This is a genomic window from Streptomyces himastatinicus ATCC 53653, assembly GCF_000158915.1.
GTDB classification, from domain to species: domain Bacteria; phylum Actinomycetota; class Actinomycetes; order Streptomycetales; family Streptomycetaceae; genus Streptomyces; species Streptomyces himastatinicus.
Map to the genome: position 1 here is coordinate 7519217 of NZ_GG657754.1, position 15598 is coordinate 7534814.

Consider the following 15598-nt stretch of genomic DNA (forward strand, 5'->3'; position numbering starts at 1 on the left):
CCGGGCCCGGGTAGCGTTAACCCGGCTGCGGGGCCTGCGCGCCGTACGGCGACTGGGCGCCGTACGGGGACGGGGCCGCCGGAGCGGCCGCGGGCATCAGCGGCGCCTTGAGGGCCGGAACGCGCGGGGTCGCGATGACCGCCGCGGCCATGGCCAGGGTCGCCACCAGCCCGAGGATGGCGCCGACACCCGGGCTGACCTTGTCCGGCGCGACCATGAGCGACCACAGCGAGTCCCAGGCGGCGACCACGACGAAGCCGGAGCCCCACTGGTCGAGGGTGAGCCCGCCGACCTTACGGCTCTCGGGCTGGAACCGCCCTGCGATGACCAACCCCGCGCCGATCAGCCCGATCAGGAACACCGACGGAAGGACGACCAGGAGGAAGTCCGTGTCCCAGCCATTCGGCATGTCGGGGCAGTACGGGCCGTCACAATCGGCCGAGTAGAAGTCGAGGAAGGAGGCGATGAAGAGCAACACCGCTGCTCCGATCACCACGCCGTCGCCTCGAGTGAGCGAGCGGATGTTCAACGTGAGTCCTTAGTCTTTTTCTCGTATACGGAACGCTGCCGCCAGGCGCGGTGGCGCGAAGGCGTCGGGGGTGGACCCATCGTACGGGGGAATCAAGCTGATGAGACCGGGGGTGGGGCATCGGTATCCCGGTCGTGACCTCGCGTTCGGTTGTTGGAGACTTAACCGTTCAAGAAGTCCGTAATGCCCTGCGCGATCCCGAGGGCCGCGCGCTCACGCCACTTCGGATCGGTCAGTTCCGCGGCGTCTTTGGAGTCGCGCATATTGCCGCACTCGATGAACACTTTCGGAACGGTGGAGAGATTGAGACCGCCGAGATCACCGCGGACATTCAACCCACTGCCGTCGCCGATGTAGTCGGCGGGCTCGCTGTGGGTGGCATCCATGAATTCGCCGCGCACGCGTTCGCCGAGCCGTCGGGAGGGCGCGGCGATCTTCGAGGTGTCGGCGTCGCCGCCGCGGACGGACTTGGGCAGGATGACGTGGAATCCGCGATCCCCGGCGGGGGCGCCGTCCGCGTGGACGGACACCACGGCGTCGGCGTGCGCGCTGTTCCCGATCCGCGCGCGCTCGTCCACGCACGGCCCGAACGCGCGGTCGCCGTCCTGCGTGAACTTCACCGTCGCGCCGCGTGCTTCGAGGAGGGCGCGGGCGTGGCGGGCGACGTCGAGCGTGAAGGACGCCTCGGAGTAGCCCGCGTCGGTGGCCGTGCCGGTGGTGTCGCACTCCTTCTCGTCGGTGCCGATGTCGACGTGGCGGGAGATCTCGGCGGTGTGATCGCGGTTGTTCGGGTTGTGGCCGGGGTCGAGCACGACGACCTTGCCGGTGAAAGGGGTTTGTCGTCGCCTTTGTTTTTGGGCGAGGACGACGGAGGCTGCGCGGGCAGCGGCGAGGAGGTGGACGAGACGGTCGGCAGGGAGGATGCCGGTGCGCCGCCGCCGTTGTCGTCCTGCCGCCCCAGGTTGTCCCACAGCAGCCAGCCGCCGAGACCGAGCGGTGCCAGGGTGGCCAGCACGAGGGCGAGGGTGCCGCCGCGTCGGCGGCCGGGGGCGGAGAAGAAGCTGCCGTTGGACACGTCGGCGATGGTAGCGGCTGCGGGTCAGGCGGGCGGATTCGTCCCGGTGCGGCGCAGTACGCGCAGTGAGCGGGTCGCGGACACCTCGGTGAACGCGCCGGAGGCGAGGGCGCGGCGGTAGATCCGGTACGGGGCCTGCCCGCCGTCGGCCGGGTCGGGGAACACGTCGTGGATGACGAGGAGCCCGTCGGGTGCGACGTGGGGAGCCCACCCCTCGTAGTCGGCGGCCGCGTGCTCATCGGTGTGCCCTCCGTCGATGAACACCAGCGCCAGTGGCTTTCCCCACACCGCGGCGACCTGCGGGGACCGCCCGACGGCCGCGATGACGTGGTCTTCGAGGCCCGCGGCGTGCAGGGTTCGCCGGAAGGTGGGCAGCGTGTCCATCCGGCCGACCTCGGGGTCGACGACGTCCGGATCGTGGTACTCCCAGCCGGGTTGCTGCTCCTCGGAGCCGCGGTGGTGGTCCACGGTGATCGCTACGGTGCCCGCTGCGCGGGCGGCGTCGGCGAGGAGGAGGGTGGAGCGGCCGCAGTACGTACCCACTTCGAGCAGGGGCAGGCCGAGCCGGGTGGTGGCGTCGGTGGCGGCCGCGTAGAGGGCGAGGCCCTCGTCGGTGGGCATGAAGCCCTTGGCACGCGTGAAGGCGTCGAGGACTGCGGTGGCGGGCTGGGTCACGGTGTCATCCTGCCGTACGGGGGCGGTGCCGGGTGTGCGGGGTTGGGTCTCGTTGCCGGGTGCGGGCCGGTGGGTGGTGCGGCGCGGGCCGTCCCTGGCCGGGGTTTCGTCGCCGGGTGCGGTGCTGGGTGTGCGGGGTTGTGTCTCGTTGCCGGGTGCGGGCCGGTGGGTGGTGCGGCGCGGGCCGTCCCTGGCCGGGGTTTCGTCGCCGGGTGCGGGCCCGGTGGCCGGGTTGTGCCCACCCGTTCCTTCCCCAGCTACCGCTGGGAGGTGCCCCCTCCGCGGAACGATTGCCCACAAACCGGCGGGGCTCGGCGCCCGCGTGCCGGCGGCCCGGGCTCCGCCAAACGGGGGCGGTGTTCGGTGCCCGCGAATCGGGTCCTGTGTCCGCAAACCGGCGGGATCCCGTGCCTGCCAACCGCGGGTCGGGCGCCCGCGAATCGGGTCCGGTGCCCGTGAACCGGCGGGGCTCGGCGTTCGCGAAACGGCGCAGCCGGTGCCCGTGAACCGGTGGGGGCGGGGTCTGGGGCGGGGCCCCAGTTTCGGGAAGGGGCGGGGTGGGGAAGAAACCCGGCGCGCACCACACCTGACTAACCGTCAGATTGGAGCCCCGCATGGGCATCGCCGTCACGGAAGACCAGGACGAGCTGGCGCGCGCGGTGCGGGGGTGGTTGGGGCGGGCGGTGCCGCCGGAGGCGGTGCGGAAGGTGCTCGACGCCGCACCCGGTGGCGGCGGCAGGGCCGTGTACTGGCCCGGGCTGGCCGCGCAGGGGCTGCTCGGACCACATTTGCCTGAGGAGTGGGGCGGAGGCGGCGGGGGGCTGGTGGACCTCGCCGTCGTCCTGGAGGAGACCGGGCGGGCCGCGCTGCCCGGGCCGTATCTGCCCACCGTGCTGGCCTCGGCCGTACTGCACCGGGCCGGACGGGACGACCTGGCCGCGGGCCTCGCCGACGGCACCCGCGCCGGTGCCGTCGCGTTCGGCGCCGGGTCGCTCACCGCCACCGCCACCGCCACCCCCGGCCCCGACGGCGGGCTGGTCCTCGACGGAGTCGCGCCGCCGGTCCTGGGCGCGGGGGACGCCGATGTGGTCGTGCTCGCCGCGGCGCGCGGCGCGGCGACCGTGTGGCTGGCCGTGGACAGCGCCGCCCTCACGCTCCGCGTCCACGACGGCGCCGACCCCACCCGGCCGACCGCCGAGGTACGCGCCTCCGGCGTGGCCGTACCCGGCAGCAGGGTGCTGGACATCGACCCCGCGCTCGTCACCGACCTGGCGTCCGTCCTGCTCGCCGCCGAGGCGTGCGGCACCGCGGGCTGGGCGCTGGAGACGGCGGTGGGGCACGCCCGGGTGCGGGAGCAGTTCGGGCGGCCGATCGGGCAGTTCCAGGCGGTGAAGCACCTGTGCGCGGACATGCTCGTGCGTGTCGAGCAGGCCCGCGCCCTCACCTGGGACGCGGCCAGGACGCAGGACGAGCCCAAAGCCGTACGCGGCCTCACCGCCGCGCTCGCCGCCGCCACCTCGCTCGACGCCGCGTACGGCTGCGCCAAGGACTGCATCCAGATCCTCGGCGGCCTCGGCTTCACCTGGGAACACGACGCCCACCTCCACCTCCGGCGCGCGACCGCCGCCCGCGCGCTGCTCGGCACCGGCGCACGGCACCGGCTGCGCGCCGCCCGCCTCGCCGCCACCGGCGCCCGCCGTGAACTGCGGCTCGACCTCCCGCCCGAGGCGGAGACCCATCGCCGTGAGGCCCGCGCCGTCATCGCGACGGCGCGCGGGCTGGACCCGGGCGCCGCACGGCGCGCCCTCGCGCCCACCGGGTACGCGGCACCGCATCTCCCGCCCCCGTACGGCCTCGGCGCGACCCCCGTGCATCAGCTCGCCATCGAGCGCGAGCTGCGCGACGCGGGCGTGGTCCTCAGCGATCTGGGCGTCGCCACCTGGGTGGTGCCCTCGCTCATCGCGTACGGCACGGACGCCCAGCGCGAACGCTTCCTGCTGCCGACGCTCCGCGGCGAACTCCGCTGGTGCCAACTGTTCTCCGAGCCCGACGCCGGCTCCGACCTGGCCGCGCTGCGCACCCGGGCCGAGCGGACGGCGGAGGGCTGGTGGCGGGTCAGCGGGCAGAAGGTGTGGACGTCGGGGGCGCGTACGGCGGACTACGGCATCCTGCTGGCCCGTACGAACCCGGCGGCGCCCAAGCACAAGGGGCTCGGCTACTTCCTGGTCGACATGAAGCGGACGGCCGGGATCACCATCCGCCCGCTGCGGGAGATCACCGGGGAATCCCTCTTCAACGAGGTGTACTTGGACGACGCGCTGCTCCCGCCGGACGCGGTGGTCGGCGAGGTGGACGCGGGCTGGGCGGTCGCCCGCAACACCCTCGGCAACGAACGCGTCCACATGGCCGACCAGCTGACCTTCGACACCGGTCTGGAGGCGCTGATCGCGCACGTTCCGGAGACCGGCCCGGAGCGCGAGCGCGTCGGCGGGCTCATGGCCGAGGCCCACGCGCTCGCCTGCATCGGGCTGCGCACCACCCTGCGCCAGGTGTCCGGGGTGGAGCCGGGCGCGGGCGCGAGCGTCCGCAAGCTCGTCCAGACCGCCCATCAGCAGAAGGTCGCCGAACTCGCCCTGGAGCTGCTGGGTCCCGGTGGCGCGGTGCGCGAGGGCGCGGGGGAGCGGGCGCTGCACGGCTTCCTGATGTCGCGCTGTCTGACCATCGCGGGCGGTACGACCCAGGTGCAGCTGAACGTCGTCGCGGAACGGCTGCTCGGCCTGCCCCGCGATTGACACCGGGCGACGGTCCTAGGACCCGCCGCCGTCCGCAAATGCGCAGAAATACCGATGCGTTGGGTCCGTGCGCAATGCGAGCATCACCGCCATGTCCACCCCAAAACCCCCTCCGCCTGCCCTTCCCTCCACCGCCGCCTCCGCCCCCCGTCCGCCGCGCGCGGCGCCCCCGGCCTGGGCGGTGCTGCTGGCCGCCTGCGCCGGTCAGTTCGTGGTGGTCCTCGACGTATCGGTGGTCAACGTCGCCCTGCCGTCCATACGCACGGACCTGGGGCTCGGCGAGACCGCGCTGCAATGGGTGGTCAACGCCTACGCGCTGACCTTCGCCGGGTTCATGCTGCTCGGTGGCCGCGCGGCCGACCTCTTCGGACGCAAGCGGGTGTTCCTCACCGGGCTCGGGCTGTTCACCGTCGCCAGCCTGATCGGCGGCGTCGCCCAGCAGCCCTGGCAACTGGTCGCGGCACGCGCCCTCCAGGGCCTCGGCGCGGCCGTGCTCTCACCGGCCACGCTCACCATCCTCACCACCGCCTTCCCGCACGGCGCGGCCCGCACCCGCGCCATCGGCACCTGGGCGGCGGTCGGCGCGGGCGGGGGAGCGGCGGGCGGGCTGGTCGGCGGGGTGCTGACCGAGTACCTGTCCTGGCGCTGGGTGCTGCTGGTCAACGTGCCGGTGGGCGTGGTGGTGCTGGTGGCCGCGGTGGTGTGGCTGACCGAGAGCCGCTCCGGGGTGGCACGACGGCTCGACATCCCGGGCGCGTTGCTGGTCACGGCGGGCGTCACCGCGCTCGCGTACGGCATCGTGCAGACCGAGCCGCACGGCTGGGGCGCCGTCGCCTCGCTCGGGCCGCTGCTCGGCGGGCTGGTGCTGCTCGCGGTGTTCGTGGCCGTCGAGGCGCGTACGGAGGAACCGCTGATGCCGCTGCGGCTGTTCCGTATCCGGGCGGTCACATCGGCGAACGCGGTGATGGTGGTGTGCGGTGGCGGCATGTTCGCCATGTGGTACTTCATGTCGCTCTACTTGCAGAACGTGTTGCACTACAGCCCGGTCAAGGCCGGTCTCGCGTTCCTCCCGCACACCGTCTCGATCATCCTCGGCTCCAAGCTCGCACCCCGGCTGATGGTCCGGCTGGACGGGAAGCTGCTGGCGATCGCGGGCGGAACGCTGACCGTCGTCGGCTACGCGTGGCAGAGCCGGATGGACGCGGACGGCACCTTCGCCGGTACGGTGCTGGGCCCCGCGATCGTCATGTCGTTCGGGGCCGGGCTGATGATGACCCCGCTCGCCGCCTCCGCCACCTCCGGTGCGGCCCCGTCCGAGGCCGGGTTGGTGTCGGGGCTGGTCAACACCTCGCGGCAGATCGGCGGTGCGCTCGGCCTGACCGTGCTGGCGACGGTCGCGGCCGAGCGGATCACGGCCCGCGGCGGGGGCGGGCCGGAGGCGCTGGCGGCCGGTTACGGGCATGCGTTCGTCGTGGCCACGGGGATCATCGCGGCGGCGGTGGTGCTGATGGCCGTGGCCCTGCCACGCACCCCGGCCGCGGCCCGCGCGGACTAGTACGGCGGTCGGACCGATCTGGTCAAGGCCGCCGGCTGCGAGTCCGACGGCCGTATCAGATGCGTTACGCGCACAACGCCTGCGACAGCGCGTCAACGGTCACGCCCACGATGGCCAGGAGCTGCGCCGGGGTCGCCCCGGCCCTGCTCATGACGGCGAGCGACTGGTTCACAGCCGCCGCGTGTGCGGCGAAGGCCTCGGCGCCCTGGTCGGTCAGTCGGCCGGCCTCCAGTGCGGCGCGCAGGCGCAGGCGCTGGAAGCCGAGCGCCTGCTGAGCGTGCGCTGCGACGCTCGGACTCAGCACTGGAATTGCCATGGCTGACTGGGCGATCAGGCAGCCATCAGGTAGTTCGGGATCGGCGATGCGCTCGAGGGTGACGTCGAAGAACGCACGAACAGCGGCAACGGGTTCCGAGGCTGCACACGACAGGGCGGCGTCGTACTTCTCGCCGTAGCGCGCGGCGTAGCGATCCAGGCAGCGCAGGAAGAGCGTGTCCTTGTCGCCGAGGGAGGAGTAGATGGAACTGCGGTTCAGGCCGGTTGCCCGGGACAAAACGTCCAGTGAGGTGTCGGTATAGCCGTCGCGCCAGAACTGGATCATCGCGGCGTCGAGCGCCGCGTCCATGTCGAACTGCTTCTTGCCTGCCACGCGGCACTTCCTTGCCGATGCGTCGATGGTTCGGACCGTGTTGCGCACCACTCTATCTTGAACTGTCCAGTCCAAGATGCGTTAGCCTTCAAGCGTGGTCATGGCCAGGCATACCGCGTTCCCGGCCGCACACCTGACACCGATGGAGGATCCCCGTGACCGGCACAGCGACCAGCGCTCCGCATGTCTCCGAAAGCAACCCCATCCGCGACCTGCCCCTGCGGCATCTGGCCGGATTCACTCACCGCTGGGTCGACGCGGACGGCGTCCGCCTTCATGCCGTCGAAGGCGGACGGCCGGGCGGCCCGGCCGTCGTCCTGATCGCCGGATTCCCGCAAACCTGGTGGGCCTGGCGAAAGGTGATGCCCGACCTCACCCACCGGTTCCACGTCATCGCGATCGACCTGCCGGGTCAGGGCCACTCCGAGCGTCCGGAGCGCGGCTACGACACGCACGCGGTCGCCGCGCACGTCCACGCCGCCGTGCAGGCTCTCGGAGTGTCGACTTACTCCCTGGTCGCCCACGACATCGGCGCCTGGGTCGCTTTCTCTCTCGCCCTCGACTTCGAGAGCCACCTGCGCGGGGTCGCTCTGCTCGACGCCGGAATTCCCGGTATCACTCTCCCGGAGGTGATTCCCACCGACCCGGACCGAGCGTGGAAAACCTGGCATTTCGCGTTCCACATCGTGCCCGACCTGCCCGAGACGCTGCTTGCCGGCCGCGAACGCGAGTACGTCGGCTGGTTCCTGAAGGTGAAGGCCCTGTCTCCCGACACGTTCGACGACGCCGAGCTCGACCACTACGCGCAGGCCGTCGCCGTCGACGGCGGCCTGCGCGCTTCCCTCGCGTACTACCGAGATGCCGCGGAGTCGGCGCGCAAGAACCGCGAGGCGCTCAGGTGGCGGCGCCCGACCGTGCCCATCCTCGGAATCTCCAGCAGCCACGGCTCCGTTCCGGACATGGCCGCCGCCATCAGCCCATGGGCCGACAACACCACCGGAATCGTCGTGCCCGACGCTGGACACTTCATCCCCGACGAGCAGCCCGAAGCTGTCGCTGCCGCGATAGCGGACTTCATCGCCGACGACGACTGACGCCCGTCGAACCGCGCGAAACTCGGACCACGGAGTCCGACCGCCGTACTAGGACGTCAGGAACCCGCGGATGTACCCGGCCACGGTGTCCAGATGGCTTTCGAGCAGGAAGTGCCCGCCTCCGCGAATCAGATGGATCTCCGCGTCCGGCAGGTCCCTCGCGAAGGCGCGTGCTCCGTCCGGGCCGAAGATCTCGTCGCCCGCGCCCCAGACCGCGAGGAGCGGGACCTGGCGTTCCCGGAAGTAGGTGTGCACCTGCGGATAGAGGGGCGGATTGGTGGCGTAGTCGCGGAACAGGGCGAGCTGTACGAGGTCGTTGCCCGGCCGGTTGACCTCGCGGTGGTCGGCGGCCCAGGTGTCGGGATCGACCAGCTCGGGCCGGTCCACCCCGTGCACGTACTGCCAGCGGATGGCGTCGAGGGACAGGGCGGCGCGCACGCCGGGTTCGGTCTCGGGGCCCGGATTCTCGGCGTAGGCCCAGACGGGCTTCCAGAATTCCGGTACGAAGCCGTCCTCGTAGGCGTTGCCGTTCTGCGTGATCACCGCGGTGATCGCGTCCGGGGCGCGCAGGGCCAGCCGCCAGCCGATGGGTGCGCCGTAGTCCTGGACGTACACGGCGTAGCGGGTGACGCCGAGCTGGGCCAGCAGGGCTTCGGTGAGGTCGGTCAGCGCGTCGAAGGTGTAGGTGAACGCGTCCACGGGCGGGGCGTCGGAGTTGCCGAAGCCGAGGTGGTCGGGGGCGATGACGTGGAACCGGTCGGCCAGCGCCGGGATGAGGTGCCGGAACATACGTGAACTGGTGGGGAATCCGTGCAGCAGCACCAGCGTGGGCGCCTCGCGGGGTCCTGCCTCGCGGTAGAAGACGCGATGTCCCCGCACGGTCGCGTAGCGGTGGCGGATCTCAACCATGACTAACCCCTTCGAGGTCTTTTGATGGTTATCTGCGATGTCCAGTAGACCGCCCTGGGAGTAACCTGTCAAACGCCTTGATGGAGTTAGTTGGGAAGGTGATCGGGCCGTGCTGGACGACCAGGCCCTCATGCAGGCGCTGAACAGCACCCCTGTGGTGGACGGCCGACGCCAGGATCTGTGGCGCGACGACCATGAGGTGGACAGATGGGCGCGGGAGCACGGGGGGATCGGCGGCGACGAGGAGCGCCGGTGGCTGCGCACCGCCCGGGACGCGCTCCAGGCGGTGGAGTCGGGCACATCGGCGGAGCCCCGGCTGCGCCGCGTCCTCGCGGGCGTGCGCAAGGTCCCGCAGCCCGGCGCGTCGGGAATCGAGTGGCACGTGGAAATGCCGCCGGAGCGCAGGCTCGCGGTGGAACTCGTACTCGCGTGGGCGGACGTCAAGGAGCGCATGCCCGGCCGTCTGCGGCCGTGCGAGAACCGTGAATGCCGACTCTTCCTATTGGATCGCAGCCGTGCCAACACCGCGCGGTGGTGCTCGATGAAGACCTGCGGGAACCGGCTCAAGGCCCGCCGGCACCAGGCCCGGGCACGGGAGACCCCGCAACCCGAGTAGCCGTTACAGCCAGCCGTTCTGGCGGGCGGCCCGGACCGCCTCCATGCGGTTACGGGTCTGGGTCTTGCCGATCGCCGAGGAGAGGTAGTTGCGCACGGTGGCGGGGGAGAGGTGCACCTTGGCCGCGATGTCGGCCACCGTCGCGCCGTCCACCGCCGCCGCCAGGACATCGCGCTCGCGCTGGGTCAGCGGGTTGGGGCCCGCGCTGAGCGCGGCCGCGGCCAGGCCCGGGTCGATGACCCGCTCGCCCGCCAGCACCCGGCGGATCGCGACCGCCAGCTCCTCCACCGGCCCGTCCTTGACCAGGAACCCGGCAGCCCCCGCCTCCATCGCCCGGCGCAGATAGCCGGGGCGGCCGAAGGTGGTGAGGATCAGCACCTGGCAGTCCGGCAGCGCCCGGCGCAGTGCGGCGGCGGCGTCCAGTCCGCTGCGGCCCGGCAGTTCGATGTCCAGCAGGGCGACATCGGGTCCGGCCTCCAGGGCGCGCGGCACGATCTCGTCGCCGTCGCCGACCTGCGCGACGATCTCGAAGTCCTCCTCCAGGCCGAGCAGCAGGGCCAGCGCGCCCCGCATCATGCCCTGGTCCTCGGCGAGCAGCAGCTTGATCACGCCGTACGGACCCCCTTGGCCTGCCCCGGGTGCCCGGGCTCCGTGGTCTCCATCGGATCCTCCGTATCGACCGGCAGCTCGGCGACGAGCCGGAAGCCCCGGCGCCCGTCGGGGCCGGACTCCAGCGAACCGCCCGCCACGGCCAGCCGCTCGGCCAGCCCCTTGAGGCCCGTGCCGCCGGTGCCCGTACCGCCGGTGCCCGTACCGCCGCTGCCGTCCTCGCTCTTGTCGGACGGGCGGGAGCCTACGCCGTGCCCGTTGTCGGTGATCACCAGCCGTACCCGGCCGATGCCCCCACGGACGTCGATTTCGCAGTGGTCCGCCCCGCTGTGCCGCACCACATTGGTGACGCCCTCCCGCACCACCCAGCCGAGCAGCGCCTCCGCCTGGGGCGACAGCGGTGGTCCTGAGCGGTGGACGTCGGCCTCGATACCGGAGGCGTCGAGCGCCGAGCGCGCCCGGTCCAGCTCGGTGTCCAGGCTGCCCTCGCGATAGCCGGTGACGGCCTCGCGGATCTCGGTCAGGGCCTGGCGGCCGACCGCCTCGATGTCCGCGGCCTGGCCGAGCGCGGCTTCCAGGTCGCGCGGGGCGAGCCTGCGCACGGCCTCCGCCTTGACCACGACGACCGACATGGTGTGCCCGAGGAGGTCGTGCAGATCGCGCGAGAAGCGCAGCCGCTCCTTCTCCACCGCCGTACGGGCCAGCTCCTGGCGGGTCGCCCGGAGCTGGGCGACGGTCTCGAACAGGGACAGGACGGCCGCCGTGACCAGGCCGGACAGGACGGTGCCGTATCCGATCGTGAACGAATCCGAGGGCCCACCGCGCAGGCTCGCGATGACCCCGGCGGAACAGGCGAAAACGAGGATGACGGGCCCCAGGCGTCTGTGTCCCCGGAGCACGATCCCGGTGGCCAGGGACAGCAGCGGGAAGCACAGCAGCCAGTTCCCGGCGTAGCCGATGCCCAGGGCGAAGGCGACCGCGGCCAGTCCGGCGAGGGCCAGGAGCGGGGCCCGGGTGGCGCGGCGCCGCGGGTCGAGGCCGGTGTGGACGGCGGCCACGTAAGCCCCCACGAAGGCCGTCAGTCCGAGGGCGGCGAGCCAGGGCAGCGGCGTCCCGCGGTCGAAGAGGTGCCTCGCGTCGGGGGTGAGCATGAAGAGCCAGGGCAGGAAGGCCATGCGGCCCGGCGGCTTGAGCCGTTCGATGTCCACGGCGGTGGCATACATGGGACCGACCTTACGGAAGCCGGGATGAGCTGGGCAGATGCGGATGTCGGGGGATGGCCGTGACATATGTCCCGGGTCCGGTGCCGAATGGTCCCCGTACGAGGCAGGGCATCCGGGGCGCACGGGAACATCTGACGGTCCGTCAGCAGTCTTCCCCCGTCAGGGGGATTGGGCTATACAAGTGCCATCGGCTAGAACGCGTTCTAAACGCGGCGCGGCCCTGCCGACCAGTGACGACCCCGGCGCGGCCGACGGTGCGGACGGGCGGGCCGGGGTCTTCCCGCCCCTCCCGCCAAGGAGTGCTGTCGCCCTATGCCCATCGACGCCACCGAGGCCGTCTCGGCCGAGCCCCGGACCACCGCCCTCGCCTGGGGCCACAAGGACATCCAGCTCTACCACCTGGGCATCGGCGCCGGAATCCCGGCCACCGACCCCGATGAGCTGCGCTACACCCTGGAGAGCGAGCTGCACGTCCTGCCCAGCTTCGCCACCGTCGCGGGCGGCCGCATGGCGCTCGCCGGGGGGCTGAACGGCCCGGGGATCGACGTCGACCTCGCCTCCGTCCTGCACGGCGGCCAGACCGTCGAGGTGCACCGGCCGATCCCGGTGACCGGGGACGCCACCCAGACGTCCCGGGTCGCGGCGGTGTACGACAAGGGCAAGGCCGCGGTCATCGTGCTGCGCACCGAGGCGGCCGACGCGGACGGCCCGCTGTGGACCTGCGACAGCCGCATCTTCGTCCGCGGCGAGGGCGGCTTCGGCGGCGAGCGCGGCCCGTCCGAGCGGCTGGACACCCCCGCCCGCGAGCCCGACCGCACCGTGGAGCGGGCCATCCGCGAGGACCAGGCACTGCTCTACCGGCTCTCCGGGGACTGGAACCCATTGCACGCCGACCCCGGGTTCGCCAAGGTCGCGGGGTTCGAGAAGCCGATCCTGCACGGGCTCTGCTCGTACGGCATGGTCCTCAAGGCCGTCGTGGACACCGAGCTGGGCGGCGACGTCGCCCGGGTGCGCTCGTACACGACGCGCTTCGCCGGGGTGGTGTACCCCGGCGAGACCCTGCGCATCCGGATGTGGCGGGACGAGGGGCGCGTCCAGGTGACGGCGAGCGCCGTCGAACGGGACGACGCGCCCGTCCTCGGTGACACGGTCGTCGCCCACGCCTGACCTTGTGATCCCACTTATTCAAGAGGAGGCGCTGTGCGCGCAGCCGTACTGCACGAGACGGGACAGGACAAGCTCGAAGTCCTCGACGACATCGAGGCGGTGGGCTTCGGCCCCGGCAAGGTCCGGCTGCGCATCAGGGCCACCGGGCTGTGCCACTCCGACCTCTCCGCGATGAGCGGCGTCCTGCCGCAGCCCGTGCCCTTCGTCCCCGGCCACGAGGGCGCGGGCGAGGTGGTGGAGGTCGGCGACGGGGTGACCGGGCTGAGCCCCGGGGACCGGGTGCTGGTGTGCTGGCTGCCCGCGTGCGGCGGCTGTCCGTCCTGCAAACGGGGCCAGAGCCAGCTGTGTCTGTCCGGGTTCATGAACGCCGGAACGCCCAACTTCAAGCGCGCGGGCGACGATGCCTCCCAGGTCTTCGGCATGGCCGGGACCGGGACCTTCGCCGAGGAGGTCGTCCTCCCGGCGCCCTGCGCCGTGCCGATCCCCGACGACGTCCCGTACGACATCGCCGCGCTCATCGGCTGCGGGGTGACCACCGGGCTCGGCGCGGCCCTCAACACGGCGCGGGTGGAGGCCGGTTCGTCGGTCGCCGTCATCGGCTGCGGCGGGGTGGGCATCAGCGTGGTGCAGGGCGCCCGGGCGGCGGGCGCGGCCCACATCGTCGCCGTCGACCCCGTCGCCTCGCGGCGCGAGGCCGCGCTGCGCTTCGGCGCCACCGAGGCGGTCGCCCCGGAGGGGCTCGACGACGCCAAGAACAGCGTCACCGCGGGCGAGGGCTTCGACTACGTCTTCGAGGTCGTCGGCAAGTCCGCCACCGCCCGCCGCGCGTACGAGACCACACGGCGCGGCGGCACGCTGTGCGTCGTCGGGGCGGGCGCGGTGGACGACTTCCTCCAACTCAGCATGTTCGAGCTGTTCTTCGACGAGAAGCGGATCCTGCCGTCCCTGTACGGCGGGGGCGATGTGCTGCGCTCGTACGAACGGACCATCGCGCTGTGGCGCGCGGGCCGCATCGACCTCGCCGGGCTCATCACCCACCGGGTGCGGCTCGGCGAGATCAACGAGGCGCTCGGCCAGATGCGGACGGGGGAGGCGCTGCGCACATGCATCGAGATCTGAAACGTCCCCTGGTGGGGAAGACCGCGATCGTCACCGGCGCCGGGCGGGGCCTCGGCCGAGCCGAGGCGCTGGAGCTGGGGCGGCTGGGCGCCGCCGTCGTCGTCAACGACTACGGACAGGGCGGCCGCGACGGCTCCGGCGAGGCGTCCTCCGGCCCCGCCGAGGAGGTGGCCGAGGAGATCCGCGCGGCGGGCGGCCGGGCCACGGCCCATGTGGGCGACGTGGCCGACTTCGACACGGCGCGCGCACTGGTGCGGCTCGCGGTCGACACGTACGGCGCGCTGGACATCTTGGTCAACAACGCGGGCATCCTCCGCGACCGGATGGTCTTCTCGATGACCGAGGACGAATGGGACTCGGTCATCCGCGTCCACCTCAAGGGCCACTTCAGCACTACCCGCTTCGCCGCCGCGCACTGGCGCGAACGCTCCAAGGCCGCCGGGGGCGGGCCGGTGCACGGCCGCATCGTGAACACCTCGTCCGAGGCGTTCCTCGCCGGATCGCCCGGCCAGCCCAACTACGCGGCCGCGAAGGGCGGCATCGTCGGCCTGACCCTCTCCACGGCGGGCGCGCTCGCCAAGTACGGCGTCACGGCGAACGTCATCTGCCCGCGCGCCCGCACCCGCATGACCGAGGACGTCTTCCCGGACGCCGACCTCGCGGAAGACCGCCCCGACCCGCTGTCCCCCCAGCATGTGGCCCCCCTCGTCGGCTACCTCGCCTCCCCGCAGGCGACGGCGGTGAACGGCCAGGTGTTCGTGGTCCACGGGGGCATGGTGGCGATCGTGGAACGGCCACGGGTGGCCGCGAAGCTGGACGCGGTGGGCGACGTCTTCGGCTTCGGGGAGCTGGACGGCCTGCTCACGCCGTACTTCGACGAACGGCGTGGGGAGGGGTTCGCGGCGCTGGAGGTGCTGAGCCTGAAGCGGGGGTGACGCGGTCGTTGAGGCGGGGGTGAAACGGCCCACCCCTCCCTGCCCCGCAGCCGTGCGCGTGCGCTGCGTGTGCTGCGAGTGCTGCGCGTGCTGCGGGAAAGGGAGGGGCGGGGGGTGATGCGCTCCCGGCGCCCTTACGAGACGTTACGAGGCGTTCTCGCTCGGACGGCGGTGGCGGCCTTGTGCCGGAGCCTGCGGCTCCTCGGACGCGGCCTGCTGACCCCGGTGCTTGCCCTGGCCTGAGGCGGCATCGGCCTCGGCCGCCTCCTGCGAGCGCGCCTGGGTCATGTCGGTGCGGGCTTCGGACATGTGGGAAGTCACCCCGGTAAGTTCGCTGCGTACTCTGCGCGAGGGGCCCGCCACAACGTCGATACACGCCGTGCCAACCGGTCTGCGCAGCCCCAGCGACCGAGTCTAACCAGGGCGGTGATCGCGGACCCAGCGGGGTGGCCGGGGCTCCCGTGACCTGGCGAGAGGCGCCTGCTGGAGCGGTACGGGCCGTGGGGCGACCACGGTCAGCTCGGACTCCTGGCCGGTCTCCTGCTCGACCCCGGGCCAGCACCCCGTCCCCACCCAAGGCTCCACCCCGGACTCCCCCCGGCCCCGCGTCCGTGCCCGCACCGAAATTGTGTGTCCAGGCCCGCGCCCCGG

Annotated in this window: 14 protein-coding genes and 1 pseudogene; 7 read left to right on the forward strand and 8 right to left on the reverse strand. The window is 72.4% G+C overall.

The window, feature by feature from the left end; all coding sequences use genetic code 11:
• Positions 1 to 16: 16 nt before the first annotated feature.
• From SSOG_RS31870 to SSOG_RS31880, 3 genes and pseudogenes are all read right to left on the reverse strand, one after another.
• Positions 17 to 529 carry a DUF5336 domain-containing protein gene (locus SSOG_RS31870; protein ID WP_009718384.1) on the reverse strand — a complete coding sequence of 171 codons (513 nt, stop codon included), beginning with the start codon at positions 527 to 529 and terminating at the stop codon, positions 17 to 19.
• Between the two features lie 161 nt (positions 530 to 690).
• Positions 691 to 1604 (reverse strand): annotated as a pseudogene (locus SSOG_RS31875) (N-acetylmuramoyl-L-alanine amidase).
• 24 nt (positions 1605 to 1628) lie between these two features.
• On the reverse strand, positions 1629 to 2225 hold the full coding sequence (locus tag SSOG_RS31880) for a class I SAM-dependent methyltransferase (protein WP_050800371.1): 597 nt from the start codon (positions 2223 to 2225) through the stop codon (positions 1629 to 1631).
• A gap of 668 nt (positions 2226 to 2893) precedes the next feature.
• Here SSOG_RS31880 and SSOG_RS31885 point away from each other — a divergent pair.
• Complete coding sequence (locus tag SSOG_RS31885; protein ID WP_009718387.1) at positions 2894 to 5071, forward strand: acyl-CoA dehydrogenase family protein; 2178 nt, start codon at positions 2894 to 2896, stop codon at positions 5069 to 5071.
• 91 nt (positions 5072 to 5162) lie between these two features.
• Complete coding sequence (locus tag SSOG_RS31890) at positions 5163 to 6626, forward strand: MFS transporter (protein ID WP_009718388.1); 1464 nt, start codon at positions 5163 to 5165, stop codon at positions 6624 to 6626.
• Between the two features lie 64 nt (positions 6627 to 6690).
• On the opposite strand, the gene SSOG_RS31895 is transcribed toward SSOG_RS31890, so the two are convergent.
• Complete coding sequence (locus SSOG_RS31895) at positions 6691 to 7275, reverse strand: TetR/AcrR family transcriptional regulator (RefSeq protein WP_009718389.1); 585 nt, start codon at positions 7273 to 7275, stop codon at positions 6691 to 6693.
• 155 nt (positions 7276 to 7430) lie between these two features.
• Between SSOG_RS31895 and SSOG_RS31900 the strand changes: the two genes are divergently transcribed.
• Positions 7431 to 8369 (forward strand): alpha/beta fold hydrolase, encoded by a 939-nt coding sequence (locus SSOG_RS31900; RefSeq protein ID WP_009718390.1) that lies wholly within the window; start codon positions 7431 to 7433, stop codon positions 8367 to 8369.
• Between the two features lie 48 nt (positions 8370 to 8417).
• Here SSOG_RS31900 and SSOG_RS31905 read toward each other — a convergent pair whose 3' ends face one another.
• Positions 8418 to 9278 (reverse strand): alpha/beta fold hydrolase, encoded by an 861-nt coding sequence (locus SSOG_RS31905; RefSeq protein ID WP_009718391.1) that lies wholly within the window; start codon positions 9276 to 9278, stop codon positions 8418 to 8420.
• 109 nt (positions 9279 to 9387) lie between these two features.
• Between SSOG_RS31905 and SSOG_RS31910 the strand changes: the two genes are divergently transcribed.
• A complete protein-coding gene (locus SSOG_RS31910; protein WP_009718392.1) occupies positions 9388 to 9894 on the forward strand; it encodes a CGNR zinc finger domain-containing protein in 507 nt (168 codons plus the stop codon).
• Positions 9895 to 9897: 3 nt separating this feature from the next.
• On the opposite strand, the gene SSOG_RS31915 is transcribed toward SSOG_RS31910, so the two are convergent.
• Positions 9898 to 10503 (reverse strand): response regulator transcription factor, encoded by a 606-nt coding sequence (locus SSOG_RS31915; protein ID WP_009718393.1) that lies wholly within the window; start codon positions 10501 to 10503, stop codon positions 9898 to 9900.
• Complete coding sequence (locus SSOG_RS31920) at positions 10500 to 11726, reverse strand: sensor histidine kinase (protein WP_050800035.1); 1227 nt, start codon at positions 11724 to 11726, stop codon at positions 10500 to 10502. The genes SSOG_RS31915 and SSOG_RS31920 overlap by 4 nt, the downstream gene beginning before the upstream one ends.
• Positions 11727 to 12038: 312 nt before the next feature.
• On the opposite strand from SSOG_RS31920, the gene SSOG_RS31925 reads away from it, so the two are divergent.
• The 3 genes from SSOG_RS31925 to SSOG_RS31935 are packed head-to-tail and all read left to right on the forward strand — an operon-like array spanning position 12039 to position 14947.
• Positions 12039 to 12893 carry a MaoC/PaaZ C-terminal domain-containing protein gene (locus SSOG_RS31925; RefSeq protein ID WP_009718395.1) on the forward strand — a complete coding sequence of 285 codons (855 nt, stop codon included), beginning with the start codon at positions 12039 to 12041 and terminating at the stop codon, positions 12891 to 12893.
• Between the two features lie 33 nt (positions 12894 to 12926).
• Complete coding sequence (locus tag SSOG_RS31930; protein WP_009718396.1) at positions 12927 to 14012, forward strand: Zn-dependent alcohol dehydrogenase; 1086 nt, start codon at positions 12927 to 12929, stop codon at positions 14010 to 14012.
• Positions 13997 to 14947 (forward strand): 3-oxoacyl-ACP reductase, encoded by a 951-nt coding sequence (locus SSOG_RS31935; protein ID WP_009718397.1) that lies wholly within the window; start codon positions 13997 to 13999, stop codon positions 14945 to 14947. Before SSOG_RS31930 ends, SSOG_RS31935 begins: the two co-directional genes overlap by 16 nt.
• 144 nt (positions 14948 to 15091) lie before the next feature.
• Here the strand turns inward: SSOG_RS31935 and SSOG_RS54120 are convergent, their stop codons facing one another.
• On the reverse strand, positions 15092 to 15256 hold the full coding sequence (locus SSOG_RS54120; protein ID WP_009718398.1) for a hypothetical protein: 165 nt from the start codon (positions 15254 to 15256) through the stop codon (positions 15092 to 15094).
• Between the last annotated feature and the right edge of the window lie 342 nt (positions 15257 to 15598).